This is a genomic window from Flavobacterium sp. W21_SRS_FM6 (assembly GCF_052119645.1).
Classification (GTDB): Bacteria; Pseudomonadota; Gammaproteobacteria; order Enterobacterales; family Alteromonadaceae; genus Paraglaciecola.
In genome coordinates this window covers 1-19,473 of record NZ_JBGQOM010000003.1, presented here as the reverse complement: position 1 = coordinate 19,473, position 19,473 = coordinate 1, and the positions used below count along the sequence as shown (strand labels likewise).

General features: G+C 40.6%; 19 protein-coding genes. 15 read left to right on the top strand and 4 right to left on the bottom strand.

From position 1 onward, the window contains the following. The first annotated feature begins 104 nt into the window (after nt 1-104). The 11 genes from dusA to ACEN2L_RS06000 all read left to right on the top strand — a co-directional run bounded on the left by dusA (nt 105) and on the right by ACEN2L_RS06000 (nt 10,121). Nucleotides 105-1,109 (top strand): tRNA dihydrouridine(20/20a) synthase DusA, encoded by a 1,005-nt coding sequence (gene dusA / locus ACEN2L_RS06050; RefSeq protein WP_441742509.1) that lies wholly within the window; start codon nt 105-107, stop codon nt 1,107-1,109. Nucleotides 1,110-1,335: 226 nt separating this feature from the next. Next, entirely contained in the window at nt 1,336-1,611 is a 276-nt protein-coding gene (locus ACEN2L_RS06045) for a hypothetical protein (protein WP_306021410.1), read from the top strand. Between the two features lie 577 nt (nt 1,612-2,188). Further along, a complete protein-coding gene (locus ACEN2L_RS06040; protein WP_306021409.1) occupies nt 2,189-2,848 on the top strand; it encodes a PspA/IM30 family protein in 660 nt (219 codons plus the stop codon). 71 nt (nt 2,849-2,919) lie between these two features. Beyond that, nucleotides 2,920-3,120 (top strand): PspC domain-containing protein, encoded by a 201-nt coding sequence (locus ACEN2L_RS06035; RefSeq protein ID WP_441742507.1) that lies wholly within the window; start codon nt 2,920-2,922, stop codon nt 3,118-3,120. A gap of 8 nt (nt 3,121-3,128) precedes the next feature. Next, nucleotides 3,129-3,473: a hypothetical protein gene (locus tag ACEN2L_RS06030; protein ID WP_441742505.1), complete on the top strand. Its 345-nt coding sequence runs from the start codon at nt 3,129-3,131 to the stop codon at nt 3,471-3,473. Between the two features lie 87 nt (nt 3,474-3,560). After that, a complete protein-coding gene (locus ACEN2L_RS06025) occupies nt 3,561-3,974 on the top strand; it encodes a copper chaperone PCu(A)C (RefSeq protein WP_441742504.1) in 414 nt (137 codons plus the stop codon). Between the two features lie 20 nt (nt 3,975-3,994). After that, the gene (locus tag ACEN2L_RS06020) at nt 3,995-4,987 is read left to right on the top strand and encodes a DUF2333 family protein (RefSeq protein WP_441742502.1); all 993 of its coding nucleotides are present in this window, start codon (nt 3,995-3,997) and stop codon (nt 4,985-4,987) included. 4 nt (nt 4,988-4,991) lie between these two features. Beyond that, a complete protein-coding gene (locus ACEN2L_RS06015; RefSeq protein ID WP_441742500.1) occupies nt 4,992-5,750 on the top strand; it encodes a TIGR04219 family outer membrane beta-barrel protein in 759 nt (252 codons plus the stop codon). 99 nt (nt 5,751-5,849) lie between these two features. Beyond that, complete coding sequence (locus tag ACEN2L_RS06010; protein ID WP_441742498.1) at nt 5,850-7,658, top strand: assimilatory sulfite reductase (NADPH) flavoprotein subunit; 1,809 nt, start codon at nt 5,850-5,852, stop codon at nt 7,656-7,658. Further along, complete coding sequence (cysI, locus tag ACEN2L_RS06005) at nt 7,658-9,388, top strand: assimilatory sulfite reductase (NADPH) hemoprotein subunit (RefSeq protein ID WP_306021402.1); 1,731 nt, start codon at nt 7,658-7,660, stop codon at nt 9,386-9,388. The genes ACEN2L_RS06010 and cysI overlap by 1 nt, the downstream gene beginning before the upstream one ends. Then, nucleotides 9,378-10,121, top strand: a complete 744-nt coding sequence (locus tag ACEN2L_RS06000) for a phosphoadenylyl-sulfate reductase (RefSeq protein ID WP_441742496.1) — start codon at nt 9,378-9,380, stop codon at nt 10,119-10,121. Before cysI ends, ACEN2L_RS06000 begins: the two co-directional genes overlap by 11 nt. A gap of 41 nt (nt 10,122-10,162) precedes the next feature. Here the strand turns inward: ACEN2L_RS06000 and ACEN2L_RS05995 are convergent, their stop codons facing one another. Then, entirely contained in the window at nt 10,163-11,062 is a 900-nt protein-coding gene (locus tag ACEN2L_RS05995) for a TIGR03899 family protein (RefSeq protein ID WP_441742494.1), read from the bottom strand. 208 nt (nt 11,063-11,270) lie between these two features. On the opposite strand from ACEN2L_RS05995, the gene ACEN2L_RS05990 reads away from it, so the two are divergent. Further along, complete coding sequence (locus tag ACEN2L_RS05990) at nt 11,271-13,505, top strand: bifunctional diguanylate cyclase/phosphodiesterase (RefSeq protein ID WP_306021400.1); 2,235 nt, start codon at nt 11,271-11,273, stop codon at nt 13,503-13,505. 254 nt (nt 13,506-13,759) lie between these two features. Beyond that, nucleotides 13,760-14,074, top strand: a complete 315-nt coding sequence (locus ACEN2L_RS05985) for a hypothetical protein (RefSeq protein ID WP_441742492.1) — start codon at nt 13,760-13,762, stop codon at nt 14,072-14,074. 61 nt (nt 14,075-14,135) lie between these two features. Here ACEN2L_RS05985 and ACEN2L_RS05980 read toward each other — a convergent pair whose 3' ends face one another. Then, nucleotides 14,136-15,278, bottom strand: coding sequence for an acyl-CoA desaturase (locus tag ACEN2L_RS05980; RefSeq protein WP_306021398.1), 1,143 nt, complete (start codon nt 15,276-15,278; stop codon nt 14,136-14,138). A 152-nt stretch (nt 15,279-15,430) separates the two neighbouring features. Between ACEN2L_RS05980 and fabR the strand changes: the two genes are divergently transcribed. Next, nucleotides 15,431-16,030 carry an HTH-type transcriptional repressor FabR gene (gene fabR, locus ACEN2L_RS05975; RefSeq protein ID WP_306021397.1) on the top strand — a complete coding sequence of 200 codons (600 nt, stop codon included), beginning with the start codon at nt 15,431-15,433 and terminating at the stop codon, nt 16,028-16,030. On the opposite strand, the gene trmA is transcribed toward fabR, so the two are convergent. Next, nucleotides 16,027-17,127, bottom strand: coding sequence for a tRNA (uridine(54)-C5)-methyltransferase TrmA (gene trmA / locus ACEN2L_RS05970; RefSeq protein ID WP_441742490.1), 1,101 nt, complete (start codon nt 17,125-17,127; stop codon nt 16,027-16,029). The two genes, fabR and trmA, sit on opposite strands and share 4 nt — an antisense overlap. 152 nt (nt 17,128-17,279) lie before the next feature. Here trmA and ACEN2L_RS05965 point away from each other — a divergent pair, with 152 nt between their 5' ends. Next, entirely contained in the window at nt 17,280-18,686 is a 1,407-nt protein-coding gene (locus tag ACEN2L_RS05965; RefSeq protein ID WP_441742488.1) for a DUF5610 domain-containing protein, read from the top strand. A gap of 70 nt (nt 18,687-18,756) precedes the next feature. Here ACEN2L_RS05965 and ACEN2L_RS05960 read toward each other — a convergent pair whose 3' ends face one another. Beyond that, nucleotides 18,757-19,212, bottom strand: a complete 456-nt coding sequence (locus tag ACEN2L_RS05960; RefSeq protein WP_441742487.1) for an RNA recognition motif domain-containing protein — start codon at nt 19,210-19,212, stop codon at nt 18,757-18,759. Between the last annotated feature and the right edge of the window lie 261 nt (nt 19,213-19,473).

Sequence of the window (19,473 nt, the reverse complement as noted above, 5' to 3'; positions counted from 1 at the left end):
CTCAAGTTCACTGGCTAAAGTAAGGGGTGGTAGGATCTATAGTGCCGGATGGCAAAATCAGCTAAAATGCGTGCCCTTTGAATAGCTAAGTAATCAGGTAAATCGTGACACAACAACTCAATCGCACAATCTCTGTAGCTCCAATGCTTGATTGGACTGATAAACATTGCCGGTATTTTTTGCGGCAGATTTCTCAGCATGCTTTGTTGTACACAGAAATGGTGACAACTGGCGCGATTATTTTTGGCAAGGGCGATTACTTAGGGTTTAACCAAGAAGAGCACCCTGTTGCTCTGCAGTTAGGCGGCTCTGATCCAGTTGATATGGCTAAATGTGCGGTGTTAGCCCAAGAACGGGGCTACGATGAAGTTAATATAAATGTAGGCTGCCCTTCTGACCGGGTCCAAAATGGACGCTTTGGTGCGTGTTTGATGGCTGAGCCACAAACGGTTGCCGCATGTATTAAAAGTATGCAAGCTTCGGTAGATATTCCTGTGACAGTCAAAAGTCGCATTGGTATTGACGAGATGGATGAGTATGAGGATTTAACGCGCTTCATCGATGTTGTCGGACAAAGCGGCTGTGATACCTTTATTGTACATGCCAGAAAAGCGTGGTTAAAAGGTCTGAGTCCTAAAGAAAACCGTGAAGTGCCGCCACTCCTGTACGATCGCGTTTATCACTTAAAAGAGCAGTTTCCACATTTGCACATCAGCCTAAATGGTGGAGTAAAAACCTTAGACGATGCAGCCTTACATCTAGAAAAGTTAGACGGGGTGATGATAGGTCGTGAAGTGTACAGCAACCCCTATATTTTAGCTGAGGTCGATAGACGTTTTTATGGAGATGAGGCGTTTGTTAAAGAGCGGGCCGATATCGTTTTGGCTATGCTGCCATACATTGAACAACAGATAAGCCAAGGCGCGCGAGTGTGGAATATTGCACGGCATATGTTAGGGCTTTTTCAAGGTCAACCTGGTGGCAGAGTATGGCGGCGCTACCTAAGTCAGCAAGGTACAAAACCAGGTGCGGGTCCCGAATTATTAACTGACGCACTGGATCTACTGCTAGAAACGCAAAATAAAGCGGCAACATTTCTTAAATATTAGTCAGTTTGCTAAATTGACCAATTCGTTGGTCAATTTAGCTAAAACTTAATTGACAAACTTTTTATTGTTCCACTGCAAGCAATGGGCTTTGTGTAAATATCCATATAAAACAACGTCTTAAATATTTTTTCCTTTTTGGCACAACTATCGCAATAGTGATAGCGACTTAAGCAATAACACTTTAATAAGGCTTAAGATGATTCACTTAACTAAAAAGGAAATTACTATGTTTACTAAATCTAAAATTGCTATTGCCGCTTTAACTACTAGCTTGATTTTTACTAGCAGCGTAAGTGCTAAAGAAGTTAGCGTTGAACAAATCCTAACTAGCCTTGTTTCACAGGCTATGACGGTGGCCCAGCAAGAAGTGCATTACAGTGTTCAAGAAGCAGTGTTAAACGCTACGCATTCAGTGAGTCTGAATGAAGAAAAAACCTATGCAACTAAAGTCACTATTACTGACGTAAAAGCGTTTGAGGCAGATAAAAATAGTGCTGAGTGAGGAGTCAATGATGATCAGTCATACCTCTTTACTGATAATGAGTTTGGCGCCAGTTGTGGCATATTTTGCAGGAGCATTAGTTTTTAGCCTGATAGGCTTAGTGCAAAAATCTGCGATTTGTAGGCGCTCAAATGCATTTTTTAATTATCGAAACGGTCTCTAATAGTTGTATTGACCGTTCCCCCCTGTTGGCATGTTTTTGCTCACCCCTTTTTATGCTGTTCACTCCATGCCTGTTTGAGTCCTTTCGTTGGTCTACATCCACCACTCTATTTTTCCACGCTACATTTACTGGTCAGCAATTCCTCGTCTATTGGCTGTTTACTTCGCTTGGGGCTTAGCGCCTATATTGAGACAATAGTTTTCTGATTTATTTTTTAGTCAAAACCACGAATCCGAGTGTGTAATTGACCAATCACACTCTGGATATTTATCTCTAAATTTGGGTGAAGAATTAAAAAGTTATATTTATCAATTGGTTAATGTTTGTTGTGGGGTTGGCATGCCAATTGTAATAACACAGTACTGGTCAGTGTTTTACTACTAGTGACTCATAAACTTAATTGGAGAACGTACCATGGGATTAATTTCAAGAATGTCAGATATCGTGCAGGCTAACGTGAATGCGATACTCGATAAAGCTGAAGATCCAGCAAAAGTATTAAAATTGTTAATTCAAGAGATGGATGAAGCGTTAGTAGAATTGCGTTCTGTCGCAGCGTCTAACTTAGCAGAGAAAAAACGCATCCAACGTAAAAGTGAAAAGATGGCGCTTCAAGTTGAAGCATGGCAGGCAAAAGCCGCTTTAGCGATGGAAAAGCAACGTGAAGATCTTGCTCGAGCAGCCTTAGCTGAAAAGCATCAATGCCAGCAAAAACTATGCAGCTATGAAGCTGAACTGAGCTGCGTAGAAACATCGCTAACAGATTTACAAGCCGATACCGCGAAGTTACACGAAAAGTTAACTGAGGCGAGGCTTAAGCAAAACTCGTTAGTGATTCGGGAGCGTTCAGCAGCGGTGCGTTTGCAAGTTAAAGCCAATACTCATGCTGATCGTATCGAGGCGGCTATTGGTCGATTTGAACACTATGAACGTCGTATTGACGATCTTGAATCACAAGTTGATGCTTATGATTTAGTGAGTTCATCACAAGATTTAAACAGCCAGTTTGTGCAATTAGAAGCGGCAGAGAAAATTGAACATGAACTTGCCATGTTACGGAAAAAAGTAGCGTAAATAAGCAAGGTTCGAGTAAGTGGCAACCATTGGCTGCCACCGATAATGTAAACAAAGATAAGGGGTAGGTAATGACACAATATATCGAAGTAAATAGGCTTCATAAAGACAAGTTACATGGCAAAATTTCAGGTGTTTGTGCAGGTCTTGCAAAGTACTGGAACCAACCAAGATGGTTAATTCGAGTTGGTGCGATTGTGGCTTTATTTTGTTTGCCAATGGTCACTTCTGTCGCTTACGTGACAGCCGTTCTTCTTCTTCCCTCTCGATAGGCAGGGTTATGTTTAAGAACCTATTGCTCGCAATCTTAATCGCTGTTGTGCTGACCTACACAGTCGGCACCATGGCGACACAATGGTTAGATTTAAGAATTCAAGTTGATCAACAATGGATAGAGCCGTTTATGACTATTTTAATTATTACCGCTGTTGTTGCGGTCCTCATCGTGGTGGGTTTTGTGGTTGCGCTTAGTGTGGTAGGGGCGATTATCTTTGCAGTATGTGCAGGGATGTTTGCTTTGTTTGTAGCAGGCGTGAGTGCATTTTGGCCCATTTTAGTATTTGGACTCATTGTATATTACTTGGTAAAAGACAAAAGTAGCGTAAGCCAGCAACGACATTCTTGAGTGTTAAAAAAGTCTGATGAAGCATTGGTAAATTGAATCGATTTGCTGAATAATTCAAATCAATGATTAGCAGTGTAGGGATAAGTAATGCGTCGAAGTCTAATGTTGGCAATGGCACTTTTTGTTTTTAATTGTCACGCGCAACTTGTTGTAAAATCAGCTCAAGTGAGATTGTTACCACCCGGAATGCCTAATACCGCAGGCTATTTTCAAATTGAAAATACCGGAGACGAACCTCAGATATTGGTTGGGGCTGGCAGTGATATCGCGCGCAGTGTTGAAATACACGAGCATATTATGACAGCTGAAACGATGAAAATGGTTCATCTCACAGAGTTAGTTATCCCAGCTAAAGAAACAATCCAATTTACACCTGGCGGTTATCATTTGATGATATTTGGCTTAATAAACCCATTAGTTGAAGGTCAAAGTGTTAAACTTTATTTGCAAACTCAAGCGGGTGAAAAAATTGAGTTTGTCGCCGACGTGGCTAGGCCTTAATCAGACATAAAGGAAATACCGTGCAACGATTTCTAAGTACTAAATGGATCGCTCTTTTTTGTGGAATTCTTCTTTTATTAATGTGGCTTATTTCAATTTTTTGTAGCGTAGAGCCCGATTTGTTTGAGCCGGCAGAATTTTCGCAACAACAAGCACAGTCAAACAATGAAAAACTCGTACCGGGTTACATCATGACCACTACGTTAATAGCGGTAAGCGAATCCTTATTAAATAAATCAGGTGGTTACTTATCAAATGATGTGATGCCACCAAGCGTTATGATGGATGACATGCCGAGCTGGGAGTTTGGCGTATTAGAAATGACGCGAGACTTGGCCTTAGCCATGCGTAAAGATTTAAGCCGTTCTCAATCTCAATCCATAGAAAATAGCTATTTAACCAAAGCGCAACCTCTTTTCAATAATAACCATTTAGACTGGATATTGCCGTCGGCCGAATCACGCTATCAAGAAGGTATTGATTATTTGTATCAATATCGCGCTAGCTTATCTGACGTGAGTCAAGGCCAGGGCCAATTTTATGCTCGCGCAGATAATTTACGTGATTGGCTTAAGCAGGTCGAGAAACGTCTCGGTAGCTTATCTCAGCGTCTCAGCGCCAGTGTTGGGCAAGAACGGTTAGATACGAGTTTAGCAGGAGACGCTCAGGCTACTCAGTCTACGCCTACCGCAAAACAATTGGTTGATAAGACCAGTTGGTGGCAACTCGACGACACATTTTATGAAGCTCGCGGAGCAAGCTGGGCACTATTACATTTTTTAAAAGCGGTTGAGGCAGATTTTGGTGACGTTTTAGAGAAAAAGAATGCGCAAATCAGTTTGCAGCAAATTGTACGTGAACTAGAGGCAACGCAAGAGCCCATTTGGAGCCCCTTTATTTTAAACGGTAGCGGTTTTGGTTTGTTAGCAAATCATTCTTTGGTTATGGCGAACTATATTTCTCGTGCCAATGCTGCTTTAATTGAACTTTCCGAACTTCTCAATCAGGGTTAATAAAATGAAAAAACACACATTAGCTATAGGAATGGCTGGACTAATCACTTGCTTTTCGAGTCAAGCTGACACTTTGTTAGGTTTGTACGCGGGTGCTCAAGGTTGGAATATGGAAACAACAGGTGGGTTTTCAGATGATGGCAGCAACATTGCCTTTAATTTTGACGATAAAACAAAATCCAGTTTTTATGTTGCGTTAGAACATCCTATTCCATTAGTACCGAACATTAAATTACAAAGAACGGCGATGGATACCGCAGGTGATGTATTAGTTAGCGCTAGCTTTACCTTTGATGATGAAATCTTTACCGCCAATTCTACTGCACTAAGCGATGTAAAGCTCACCTCAACTGACGCCATTTTATATTATGAAATTTTCGATAATGACTTACTGAGTTTCGACTTAGGGATTAACGCAAAATATATCGATGGTGAATTATTTGTAATTGATAAAAATGATCCTACAAATAGCGGTCGTGAAGCGTTTTCTGGTGTGGTGCCAATGGCCTATTCTCGAATCGCAATTGGTATTCCTGCAACAGGTTTGGGCGCCTATGTTGAGGGGAGTTTCCTTAGCTTTGATGACCAAACCTTAAGCGATTATCAGGCAGCAATCACTTATAGTTTAATGGAAAATTTTGCGATTGATCTTACGTTTCAAGTGGGCTACCGCAACGTGAAATTAGATCTAGATGACCTTGATGGTATTTATTCAAACCTGGAATTTAAAGGTGCATTTGCAGGCTTAGAAGTCCACTTTTAATCATTCAGGCTTTTAAGTAATAAAAAATCAGTATTTATTCTTTCCGGTTATGTTCATAAATCGCTAACCTAATGTGGTATCAATAAGGGTTAGTGATTTATGTCTTCAGAAGCAAACAATCGTTCCAATATCGCGGTCGGACTTAACGACCCTCAATGGTTAGCTATCAACCAAGTCACTGCTGCGTTAAATCCGTCGCAATTAAATTGGTTAAGCGGCTACTTTGCCGGCTTGGCGCAATCTAGCCAAGGGCAAGTTGTACCTGCGCCGCAAGCCGCCGTTGCGAAAAGTCTTACTATTTTATTTGGCTCTCAAACCGGTAACGCCAAGTTGGTTGCTACCGAACTAAAAGCCAAATTAGAAGCCAACAATATTTCTACGTCTTTAGTTAGCATGGCGGATTATAAAGCCAAGCAGCTTAAGTCTGAAAGCCATGTGGTGGCCATTGTGAGTACCCATGGTGAGGGCGATGCGCCAGATGATGCGGTAGAATTACACGGCTTTCTGGCCAGTAAAAAAGCGCCTAAGTTAACGGAATTAAAGTTTGCGGTGTTAGGGTTAGGTGACAGCAGTTACGAGTTTTTCTGCCAAACAGGTAAAGACTTTGACCAGCGTTTATCTGATCTAGGCGCACAACGCTTGCTTGACCGTGTTGATTGCGATGTGGATTACGATGCGACGGTTAGTGCATGGTCTGATGCCTTGATGGCTAAAATTGCCGAAGAAATGGTACAGGCAGAATCGGTCGTTGCGCCTACTGTGTCCGCTGGCCAAGGTAATGAACTAACTGTTGTTGAATACAACAAAAAATTCCCGTTTAAAGCGTCTTTATTGGCAAGTCAAAAAATTACTGGTCGAGATTCTGTTAAGGATATTAGGCATATTGAGGTTTCTCTTGAAGACTCTGGTATTCAATACCAGCCAGGTGATGCGCTAGGTGTGTGGTTTGCTAACGACAGCCAATTAGTGGAATCCTTACTTGAATTACTTGGTATTGATAAAAATGAGTCAGTTAAATTCGCTGAGCAGTCATTTACTATTTTCGATGTATTAGTTGAGAAATTAGAACTCACTCAAAGTTACCCTACCTTTGCCAAAGCCTATAATGAATATGCTAATAGTGACGAACTTGCTGCAAAATTAGAAGACAAAGCCGTATTGCGGGTATATTTGGCTGAACGTCAAATCATTGATGTGGTGCGTGATTATCCGGCTACATTGAGTGCTCAACAGTTGGTAGATGCATTGCGCGGTATGACGCCGCGTTTATATTCTATCGCTTCTAGCCAAGCAGAAGTCGAAGACGAAGTACACCTAACAGTTGCTGTGGTTGAATACGATGCTCATGGGTATCGTCATCAGGGTGGTGCATCAGGATTTTTAGCAAAACGCCTTGAAGAAGGTGGCGAAGTGAGAGTTTTTGTCGAGAAAAATGATAATTTCCGTTTGCCCGAAAATCCAGATACGCCTGTAATTATGATTGGTCCTGGTACCGGCATCGCTCCTTTTAGAGCTTTTATGCAACAGCGTGAAGCGGATGAAGCGCAAGGCAAAAACTGGTTGTTTTTTGGTAACCCGAATTATACCCAAGATTTTCTTTATCAAGTTGAGTGGCAGCGTTTTGTAAAAGACGGTGTCGTCGATAAGGTCAGTTTAGCGTTTTCGCGTGACCAAGAAGAAAAAATTTATGTTCAACATCGTTTATTAGAGCAAGGCGCCGAGGTATACCAATGGTTGCTAGATGGCGCCCATATATATGTATGTGGTGATGCTGATCATATGGCGAAAGATGTGAATGACGCACTATTATCTATTGTCCAATTACACGGTGACAAGAGTGCCGAGCAGGCTGAGCAATTCATCATGGAATTGCGTCGAGCTAAACGCTATCAGAAGGATGTTTATTAATGACAACCAACAATGACAAACACGTCGTACAAGGCAAATTAGCTGACAACGAGCGTATGAAAAGCCGTAGTAACTTTTTACGTGGCACGATTACCGAAGATTTAAAAAATGATCTCACTGGTGGTTTTAGCGCAGACAACTTTCAGCTTATTCGTTTTCACGGCATGTATCAGCAAGATGACCGCGACATCAGAGCAGAACGTGCGAAACAAAAACTTGAGCCTTTACAAAATGTGATGCTTCGTGCTCGCTTGCCTGGCGGTATTATTACGCCCACGCAGTGGTTAGCTATTGATAAATTTGCCCAAGAGCAGACTTTGTACGGCAGTATCCGTTTAACAACGAGACAAACTTTTCAGTTCCATGGTGTTTTAAAACCTCATATTAAATTGATGCATCAAACCTTGAACAAGGTCGGCATTGATTCGATTGCTACCGCGGGTGATGTAAACCGGAATGTACTTTGTACATCAAACCCAGTTGAGTCCGTTGTTCATCAAGAGGCCTACGAATGGGCTAAGAAGATCAGTGAGCACTTGCTTCCTAAAACTAGAGCTTACGCTGAAATATGGTTAGACGGTGAAAAGTTAGAAACCACTGATGAAGAACCTATTCTAGGGAGTAACTACTTACCCCGTAAATTTAAAACAACAGTAGTTATTCCGCCGTTAAACGATGTAGACGTACACGCTAATGATTTAAACTTTGTGGCAATTGCTGAAAATGGCAAGCTGATAGGTTTCAACGTATTGGTGGGTGGTGGCTTGGCGATGACTCACGGCGACACTTCTACTTTCCCGCGCAAAGCCGACGACTTTGGTTTTATTCCTCTTGAACACACTTTAGCAGTTGCGGCTGCAGTAGTGACCACTCAACGTGATTGGGGTAACCGAGTTAATCGTAAAAATGCGAAAACCAAATATACCTTAGAGCGAGTTGGCGTTGACGTATTCAAAGCCGAAGTAGAAGCGCGTGCTAATATCACCTTCGAAAGCAGCCGGGCGTATGAATTTACTGAACGCGGCGATCGTATTGGTTGGGTGGAAGGCGTAGACGGTAAGTATCACTTAACGCTCTTCATCGAAAACGGCCGTATTCTCGATTATCCCGGTCAAACGTTAAAAACCGGTTGTGCTGAGATAGCAAAGATTCACCCTGGTGATTTTAGATTAACCGCTAATCAAAATTTAATCGTAGCGGGTGTGCCTGCTGAGTTAAAAGACAAAGTTGAACAGCTTGCTCGTGAACATGGATTGATCAGAGAAGAAGTCAGTGCGCAACGTTTGAACTCGATGGCTTGTGTGGCGTTTCCTACTTGCCCATTAGCGATGGCTGAGGCAGAGCGTTATTTACCGGGTGCGGTAACAGAGCTTGAGTCCTTGCTTACTAAACATGGTATCGCCGAGCAAAACATCATCTTTCGCGTCACTGGCTGCCCTAATGGTTGCGGAAGAGCGATGCTGGCTGAGGTGGGTCTAGTAGGTAAAGGTCCAGGTAAATATAATTTACACCTTGGTGGTAACCGTGAAGGTACTCGCATTCCGAGAATGTATCGTGAAAATATCGACGAAAAAGAGATTATGCGTGAGCTAGACGTTTTGATTGGTCGTTGGGCGCAAGAAGCTGAATCAAACGAAGCATTTGGTGATTTTTTGATCCGCGCCAAAGTGGTTAAGCCAGTCATAAATTCTGCCAAGGATTTTTATGATGAGCCTGAATATGCCATCTAATTCTGTGCACACTAAGAACGACAGCTTTGCACCCAGTCCTGACGAGCTGGCACAAATAAATGTGCAGCTCGAAAAGGCCAGTGCACAAGATAGAGTGGCTTGGGCTTTAGAGCATCTGCCCAGTAACTTTATGCTGTCTTCTAGTTTTGGTGCGCAAGCCGCAGTGATGTTGCACATGGTTTCAAGCCAGATGCCAGATATCCCTGTTGTGGTGACAGACACGGGTTATCTGTTTCCTGAAACGTATCAATTCATTGATGAGTTGACTGAACGGCTGAAGCTCAATTTAAAGGTGTATCGCGCGCCAATGTCTGCTGCATGGCAGGAAGCCAGAATGGGTAAGCTTTGGGAGCAGGGCATTGACGGGATTACCCGTTACAATCAACTGAATAAAGTTCAGCCGATGCAACAAGCACTCGAAGACTTGTCAGTTAAATCTTGGTTTGCTGGTTTGCGTCGCAGTCAATCTGATATGCGCGAAACGCTACCTGTTGTGCAACAACTAAAAAATCAATTTAAGATTTACCCGATAATAAACTGGTCAAATAAAGACATCCATTACTACCTAAAAGAGCATAATCTTCCATACCATCCTCTATGGGAAAAAGGTTATGTGTCAATTGGTGATTGGCATACTACTCGTTCGCTTGAAGAAGGTATGAACGAACAAGATACGCGTTTCTTTGGTATGAAAAGAGAATGTGGTTTGCACGAATTTGGCGATGGAATTTAAGTCTTTAAGGCTTAAATTCTGTTTTCTATCCCACTTTATTTTTACGAGCTAATGTTGAACACCGCAGACAGTTGCTGTCTCAGCGCCATGACGTAATTATCTTGTTTTTGACTATTCACTAATTTACTGAGCTCTGTGCCTGTACTGGTAAACTTAAAATAGACTAAGGTTAGTCCTCGACGCTTTGCCGCTAAAGTCATATTATGCCCTGCCACCCGCCATTCAAGGGCGTCACCTAGTGTAATTTCACCTGACTCAATTTCACTGTGGTGAATTAAACCCAAATCCATCAAAGCAAGCAAATCAGGATAGCTCAAGCCGAACTGAGCGAGATTAAGTTGATCACCATTATGAGGACTCAAGAACGACCAGAGCGTTTTTTTACGATAGTAGCCAATAAGCAATTTGGGGCTATGATCGCCTTTTTGTCGACTAGCAAAATTCAGCGCTCGGCGAAATACCAACGCATCTTTCTGTGTTAGACATTTTAATAACTGCAAGGTGTTCAAAGAAAAACTCCCTGGTTTACTGCTTTCAACTGCAAAAATTTTCCCCCATAAATCTTGCATCGAGGGCGAATAAATTTCTTCGGCCATTTTAATAAAGCTGAAAAACCAATCGGGATCGATGTCTTCTGAATAGCCATCTTCAAGACAAAAATTGATTGCCTTGTTAAGTATATTTTCTAAATTGGTAATTTTTCGTCGTTCTTTTAATTTTAGTCTGTCTGTAATTTTTTCATCGATAGTCTTTTTCAGTTTGCTATTGCCTAACGAATAGATACCAGCCTGACTGAACCATTTTGCGATCCGTCCCGAGCCGGCAACTTTATCAACATGTGGCTTTTTTTCAGTTGTAGTTTTAGTACTGCTTTGAGCTTTAACTGGCTCAAAATCAGACTGTACTGGCTGAATTGTGCTGTTTTCTATTTTCATCGACATGAATTAGCTTGTACTTATAGTGTAAGTAATTGACCATGGCAGACATCAAACCTTTGCTTGAGGTCATAATTTGATCTTAAGCTACTATCAATAACATAAATTTTCAGCATTGTGCACAGGAGTCTTTTGCTGCACTAAATATTGAGTTAATGTTAATTGGTATTACACTTAGTCACCACTGCAACACTTCGGAGTCTTCGATAAATAAATGAGCCAGAATAACTATGAAAATGATGAACTGATTTTTTTATCTGAAGAGAAAGGTTCTGAAATAAAAGAAACAACAGGTTATTGGAATATTTTAGTTGTTGATGATGATGAAGAGATTCACTCAGTAACGCGTTTAGCTTTGTCTGATTTAATTGTAAATGACAAGGGGCTGAGATTTATCCATGCTTATTCGGGTGCTGAAGCCCTTAAAGTCATTGCTGATATGGGGGCGAGTATTGCGATAATATTACTTGACGTTGTGATGGAAGAAGACGACTCAGGTTTGCAAGTTGCCAAAATAATGCGTTCAGAAATGGGCTTAGAAGAACCCCGTATTATTCTTCGGACTGGACAACCAGGCTATGCTCCTGAAGAACAAGTTATTAAAGATTATGATATTAATGACTACAAAACAAAGACTGAGTTAACCCGCAGTAAACTCGTCACCACAATTATTGCCTCCCTGCGTTCTTACCAGCAAATTTTATCCATTAATCAAAGCCGACTTGGCTTACAAAAAATTATTATTTCTGCTGCAAACCTTATGGAAGAGCATTCAGTTAAAAATTTTTGCGAAGGCGTTGTGACGCAAATTAGCTCTCTCATTGGTTTAGACGCAGGTGGTGTTGTATGTGCCAGAGCCGGGTCGGTATTAGATCAAGATGACGATGGCGTTTACATACTCGGTGCAGCGGGTGAATTTGCTGCATATATTAATGCCAAACTTGAAAGCATCCATAATGCTAAAATAGTTAGTTTTGTAAATCGTTGTTTGGCCATCAAACAGCATATTTTTGAACAAGATTTTTCTATTTTATATCTTAACAGTTCAGGTTATGAAGCTGCGGTCTATTTGCAAATTGGCAAAGAAATCAGTTTAGTTAACCGTCAACTTTTAGAAGTGTTTCTGTCCAGCGTTTCTGTCGGATATGAAAACGTCAATTTATTTCATCAGTTGCGTAATGCTGCCTTTAGGGACTGGCTAACCAAGCTGCCTAATCGTAGTGAGTTCATAAATATGTTAGATGATTTTGGCAGCGGTAAAAAAGCCGGTAATGAAATCATCGTGGCGTCTGTTGATATAAGTCATTTTTCAGATATCAATGATGGATTGGGGCAAGATGTCGGTAACAGCGTTTTACTCTCTGTCGCTCATCGCTTGGAAGAAACGTTCAAAGACAAAGTGAGTTTAGGTCGCATCGGTTCAGACGTGTTTGGTTTGATCGGTCCTGAATTTTTTGTTAACCCACAAACCTTACAAGAATTGTTTATTGCACCATTTAAGGCAGGGGAGCATTCTCTGCATTTAAGTGCATCCTTTGGTTTAGTTAGGCTTAATACTAAGGTGCAAAGCGGCATCAATATTCTTAAGCAAAGTAATATAGCCTTAAACGAAGCGAAGAAAGATCTCAATACAAACTATGAATACTATCAACCGGAGATGGAAGAGCAAACGACTTGGCGGCTAGATATGATCCGCAAGCTTTCGAGCGATTTCAAAGAGCGGAAGTTAAAGCTGTGGTATCAACCACAAGTGGATCTTGTCACCGAAGACGTGGTGGGTATGGAAGCCTTATTGCGCTGGCCGACTTCCGACGGAGGCTTTATTTCGCCTGATGTTTTTATTCCTTTGGCGGAATATTCCGGCTTAATTATCGATATTGGAGCATGGGTGTTAGAAGAGTCTTGTCGCCAGCTTAGTGTGCTTTCAAGTCACGGTTTTACCGAGCTTCGCATGGCAGTAAATATCTCTATGCCGCAGTTTCGAGATCCTGCTTTTATTAATATAGTAAAAGATGTTATCACTCGAGAGGGGATAAAACCGGAAAGAATCGAATTAGAGATAACCGAAAGTATCGTCATGGATGAACCGCAAATAGTGGTTGAGGCTCTGCACGAACTCAAAGCTTTTGGCGTAAAAGTGGCTATAGATGATTTTGGTACTGGTTTTTCATCGATGAGTTATTTACAGCAACTCCCTCTCGATCGCTTGAAAGTAGATCGTTCTTTTGTGAATGAAATTACTCCTGGTAAATCTGCTTTCATCGCAGAAACGATTGTAACGCTTGGCAACAAGCTTGGATTATCGACCATTGCTGAAGGCGTCGAAAAGCGTGAGCAAGCGAGCTATATGTTGAAACTTGGTTGTGACGAAGCCCAAGGATACCTTTTTGCTAAGCCTATGCCTTTTGAGCAATTGTTGACATTTTTGGTTGAACATAGGGATAAGTAAACCTTAACCGCAGTTTCGCTAATCGAAGGCAGTCTCTTGGCTGCTTTTTTAATCTGCTATCTTTAAAGTGAAAGATTCAGATTCTTATCTCACTCCCATTTTTACCGCTAGATAGCAATAGAAATGCCCAAACATATTTAAAAATTATTTGGCTTTGTCATATTATTGTAATAATTGTGTGATTTTTAAAACTTGCTGTAACCTTAAGAACAGTGTAAGTTCAATGCATACCAGCAGTTTAAAGGTGATGTATTATGCGAATGAAATCTGTGTCTATCGGCATTCTATTATTAAGTTCAGGCTTGGCTTTCGCTGAAGCCGATACTAAGAGTATGTTTACGTGTATGGACTTAAAAAATTATGACGTAAATAGCCAATGCGCCTCTTCTTTGATTTCAAGTAAGACCCAATTTCAAAATATGCAGAAAGAGTTTGAGACGAAGTTAGCGTTACAAAGTCCTAATGTAATGGCCACTACGCAATTTTTTCCTAACAAAATGCTTATTAAAGTGATTGCGCAAAAAGAACAAAACAGCGAAGAAAACGAGTTATTAGCGTCCGTAAAATAATTGTTCTGTTTGGATTAATAAAAGATATAAAAAAAGCTGCTTAACGCAGCTTTTTTTCTACTTAATTTTCTTCTATGAGTGATGGTAGGTATACCAACTGATTTAACTTAAGCCATTTCTCTTTTTGTAGCGCTAAGTTTACTTTAAGTTCTTTGTAGCGATGTAACAGCTCTAATTTGTCATAACTGCGCTGTAAGTCGCGCTTTTTTATTTCCATAATACGTTTTTTGGCCGCGTAATATTCCGTCATTTTTTGCACGAGTACCTCATACTCAGTCTGAAGCTTTTGCATGACTTCCTCGCCATGCGCAAGGCTAGCGATACGAGTTTTAGAGCGTTGTAACTGCATCACAACTCGGGCTTTCTCAATGCGCTCTTCGGGGCAACGTCGTAAATTCTTGGTGAGTCCAATATACGATAAACCACTGATTAGCCATTTTGTGGGGTCAAATTGCCACCATCTGATACCATTCCGATAGTCGTACTCAAAAATGTGATGGAAGTTGTGGTAGCCCTCTCCAAAGGTGAAAAAAGCTAAAATATCATTATCTCTAGCACTATTTTTATCGGTATAGGGCTGACGACCCCATATATGAGCCAAGGAGTTAATAAAAAATGTGACGTGATGCACAACAAAAAGTCTGAATACACCGGCTAAAAGTAACATTCCCCAAATGTCATCATTTAACCAACCAAGTAAGACAGGCACACCAAAATTAGCACTTAACATAATGCTCAAATAATGGCGATGTTGCCACATGACGACTTTATCCTTCTGTAAATCACGGCAATTACTGTAGTCACTGTATCGATGAACTTGGTACTCCCTCAACATCCAACCTATATGTGAATACCAAAATCCCTTATTAGCAGAATAAGGATCCGATTCATTATCATCTACATGTTTATGATGGATTCGATGATCAGAACTCCAGTGTAAAATACTATTTTGCAGAGCCATTGCGCCACCAATGGCTAAAATAACTTTTACTACAGGGTTAGCGTCATAGGTCTTATGTGACCAAAGTCGGTGGTAACCGGCGGTGATAGACATGCCTGAAAAATAAATTAAAACAATGCAGGCAACTATCTCAAGGCTATCAAAGCCCTGCGTCAGCGCCACGTATGGAACTACCAATAAAGAGATAAAGCCGGTGATTAAAAATACGGCTATATTGACTAATAACAAGCGGGGTTTTTTCATGATAATTTTTTTTGAGCTTACAACTGTACGCTAATTTAACTTTGAGTTAGCACTTAAGCAAGAAATATCTTGGTAAAGTGAATGAAATCATGGGCTGTGACCTAAGCTATTTTCAGGTTAAACTGAATTATTAAACCAAGGTAGAAATCATTTTGAGTCGTCAATTACAAAAGCTTCGCACCCGTCGTAGCATCATAGATGCAGCCTTTTCATTGTTGGATGAACAGCGTAGTTTGTCTAGCATTAGTTTGAGAGAAGTAGCGCGTGTCGCAGGAATTGCTCCCACTTCTTTTTATCGTCATTTCAAAGATATTGATGAACTCGGTTTAACATTAGTCGATGAGGCAGGCCTAGCGCTGCGGCAACTTATGCGTCAAGCCAGACTACGTATCGCCTCTGGTGGTGGTGTTATTAATACGTCCGTTGAAACGTTTATGGAGTTCATAAACGACAATAATAATGTATTTAGATTATTGCTCAGAGAGCACACGGGCACATCGGTGGCTTTCAGAGCAGCAGTACTCCGTGAGATTCAACATTTCAATGTTGAATTGACAGATTACACTATGGCTACCACTGGACTAAAAAGTACGATTGCAAATCTGCAGGCTGAGGCCATGGTGAAATTGGTATTCAGTACAGGGGCCGAGGCCTTAGATGCCGCACCAGAACGTAAAAAAGTCCTAGCTGAAAGACTTAAATTACAATTAAGATTTATTGTTGATGGGGCATTGAAAGCCTCACAATCCTAATATTTTCGGCTCAGAAACAAACCACACTCTGCATGATGGGTATAAGGAAACTGGTCAAACAAAGCGAACCTTACCACCTGATGACTTTTACAGAGTGTTTCTAAGTTTTGTTTTAATGTCTCTGGGTTACAAGAGATATACACGATGTTTTCATAAGCCTTGATCATTCCAAGTGTCTCTTCATCTAAGCCAGAACGAGGTGGGTCAACTAAAATAGTGTTACAGTCAAAGTCTTGTAAATTGATGCCTTCTAACCGTCTAAACTGTCTCTTTTGCTGCTGAGCCTCAACAAATTCCTCACTCGACATTCGAAGCACGGTTACATTGTCGATTCTGTTCAGGGCAGTATTATATTGCGCCGCTGCAACCGATGACTTTGATATTTCAGTTGCTAAAACCTGCCTAAAGTTTTGCGCTAAAGGCAGGGTGAAATTACCCAGTCCACAGTAAAGTTCTAACAGATCGCCTTGACAATTTTGGGTAACATCAAGTGCCCATTCGATCATTTTCACATTCACTACAGCATTAGGTTGGGTAAAACTATTTTCTATGTGTTTAAACTGAAAGGGCTTTTGATTAACGGTTAACTCTTCAATCAAGTAATCTTTGTCTAAATCGAATTTTTGTTTCTTTGCCCGACCAATAATATCAATACTGTATTTTTTTCGAAGGCGCTTTAGGATGGATTTTATTTCCAGTTGCCATTCTTCATCCAAGGCCTTGTGATAAAGTAAAGAGACGATTATATGCCCGCTAAGACTGCTTAAATAGTCGATTTGAAACAGCTTGCGCCTCGCTTTTTCACTTGGCTTTAGTTCGTTTATCAAATCACGCATAACCTGATTAATTAATTGGCTAGCAGGGGGGAAGTGCTCAACTCTGTATTTTTGTTTTGTCTGCTGGTCAAACATAATATGATATAAATCATCACCTTCGTGCCAAACACGAAATTCAGCACGCATCCGATAATGAAGGGAAGGTGACGAGCAAATCTCAAGACTAGGCATATCGAAATTATCGAAACATTCTTTGATAAGCTCTGCTTTACGCTGTAATTGTACAGGGTAGTTTTCAGCATTTATCTCAGTAGGGCGCATAGTCTTGTTCCACCATAGGTTTGTAAAACCGCGCAAGGTATCGGGTTTTAAGTAATACTTCAAGATTGCTGTATTAACTATTATTTATCTATAGCCTAAATTATAACCATTGCCTGCCGATAGCTACTAATGAGGGAAGTGAGGTAAATAAAATGAATGTTAATCAATTAAAAGCTTTTTTAGGTGACAAGCCGGCTCATTTAGGTGCTGATACTAGCCTTAAGAACCAGTTACGCGAATCGGGTTTGCGCCAAGCCGCAACGTTACAGGCAAATCAAGCTCAAGGTACCGCTGATAAATTTAGCTCGAGTGCATCTTTTGGTGCCCGCGTGTATGCCAATGCTCTGAATACAACTCTTGAAGTTGATGCAAAGAAACCTGATTTTTCTGCAAAAAAGAGTGCTCAAGCAACTCAGCCTTTATTTGACTTTGAAGAAGTGGCAAAGAACGTTTTAAAATTTGTCGGTGGAGCTATCAAAAATGCTAAAAACAATGGCGCTGATGATACTCAGCTGAATAAGTTGTTTGATCAAGCCACAAGCGGTGTACTCAAAGGCATTAAAATGGCCGAGAAAGATTTGGCTGGGTTAATGAATGAAGAAATCCGTGCGGGTATTGATAACAGTAAAAAGCTTATCGACGAGGGCATTGAAAGCTTGCGAAAAGACATCTTTGCAAACGCTGAGGCTTTACAAGCCAAAGAAGCGAAATCGGTAAGTAATACCACACAAATTTCTGTGACCCAACAACAATCAGGCCAGTTACTAATTAAGACCAAAGACGGTGACGAAGTCACCTTAGCTTTTGAAGATTTTAAGCAATTTGAACTTAATCAAAAAGTAATGCTTCAACAGCAACGGGTTGCTGCTAATGTAAATGATCAGGTAGAAGTTAAACCTAAAGAGAATCGCAGTGCTGAAGTAGACGATTTAGCAGGAACAGAGTCTGAACTATCACAATCTTCATCTGTAGGTGAAGAGCCCAATTCAAATCAAACGACGTCGAACATTAGCCCTAATAAAGAGAACGCTACCCTGACGCTTGAGCAAAAGAGTTATTACTATGAAACTAATAGTTTAAGCTTTAGCGTGACGGGTGAATTAGATGAGGCCGAGTTGAAAGCGATAGGGCAATTAGTATCTGATGCGAATAGTCTAGCAGATGATTTTTTCAATGGTGACATCGAAAGTGCCTATAATCAGGCCTTAAAATTAGGCTTTGATGATAAAGAATTAACCAGTTTCGCCTTACAATTAACTAAAGTAGAAAACACTCAAGTTATTAAAGCGTATGAAACGGTTTCTCACTATGGGCAAACTAATAGTGAGAGTGAGCCTTCAAAAGCCGTTAAACCCGTCGCGCAATACTTAGATAAAATGCTATCAGTAGTTGAAGGGAGTCGTCAGCAATTACAAGGAGCTGAGGATTACGAAAATATGGTGAATTCACTTATTAATAGAATGGGCGAAGTCCACACACCTGATTTAATAACAGCACTAAATAGGTTTCATGCCTTTAACCAAAAACTTATTGAAAATTTGCCTTTAGTTAGCCGATAGCTTCGACCTGGTCAGCTGAACAAAAACGCCTACATTAAGTAGGCGTTTATTTAATTACTTTCTTGTTGTTTTATTCTTCTTCAGTTTTATCTTTTGCTAAACGAACTTTAAGTGTTCTTTCCTGGAAAACTGAGTCATTTAAATTCTTAATTGCTTTGTCTGCGCCTTTTGCATCCATTTCTACGAACCCATAACCTTTTCGCTTACCGGTACGTCTATCTTTCATTAAACGAACTGAGTTAACGACACCATGAAGTTCAAAGTGCTCTTGAACAGCTTGTTCATTTGCTCTGTAAGGTAGGTTGCCTACGTACAAGGTACTTAGTTCTGAAACGTGAGCCGTTTCTACACCTGTTGAAGCGCTTTTAAGTTGAGTTAATAAAACAGTGGCGATGCCACCAATGATAATACCTAATGCTATTGAAATTGCGGGTGATAATGCAATATTGAAAGAGTTGAAAACAAAATAACTGGCAATTGCTAATACTAAAACACTAATAATGTTTGTGATTAAAGATGAGTTCATGATCAAAAGTACCTAAAAGTTGTATTTATAATAATAAGGAAACGCCACTCTATGTTACTTACTTATCAATAAATCGCCAATATAAACAACAAGCTGGATATTAGTAAGTTGCATTTTATTATTGTTTTTTCATCAATTTAGTCGATTACTGAGCATTTTGATGGATAAAGCACCACTTAAACAAGTATTTCAAAAAAGGTGTTGCAAGTCGAAACGGGATCTCTATAATGCGCCTCCTCGCTTCGGGACAGACTTTAAAAG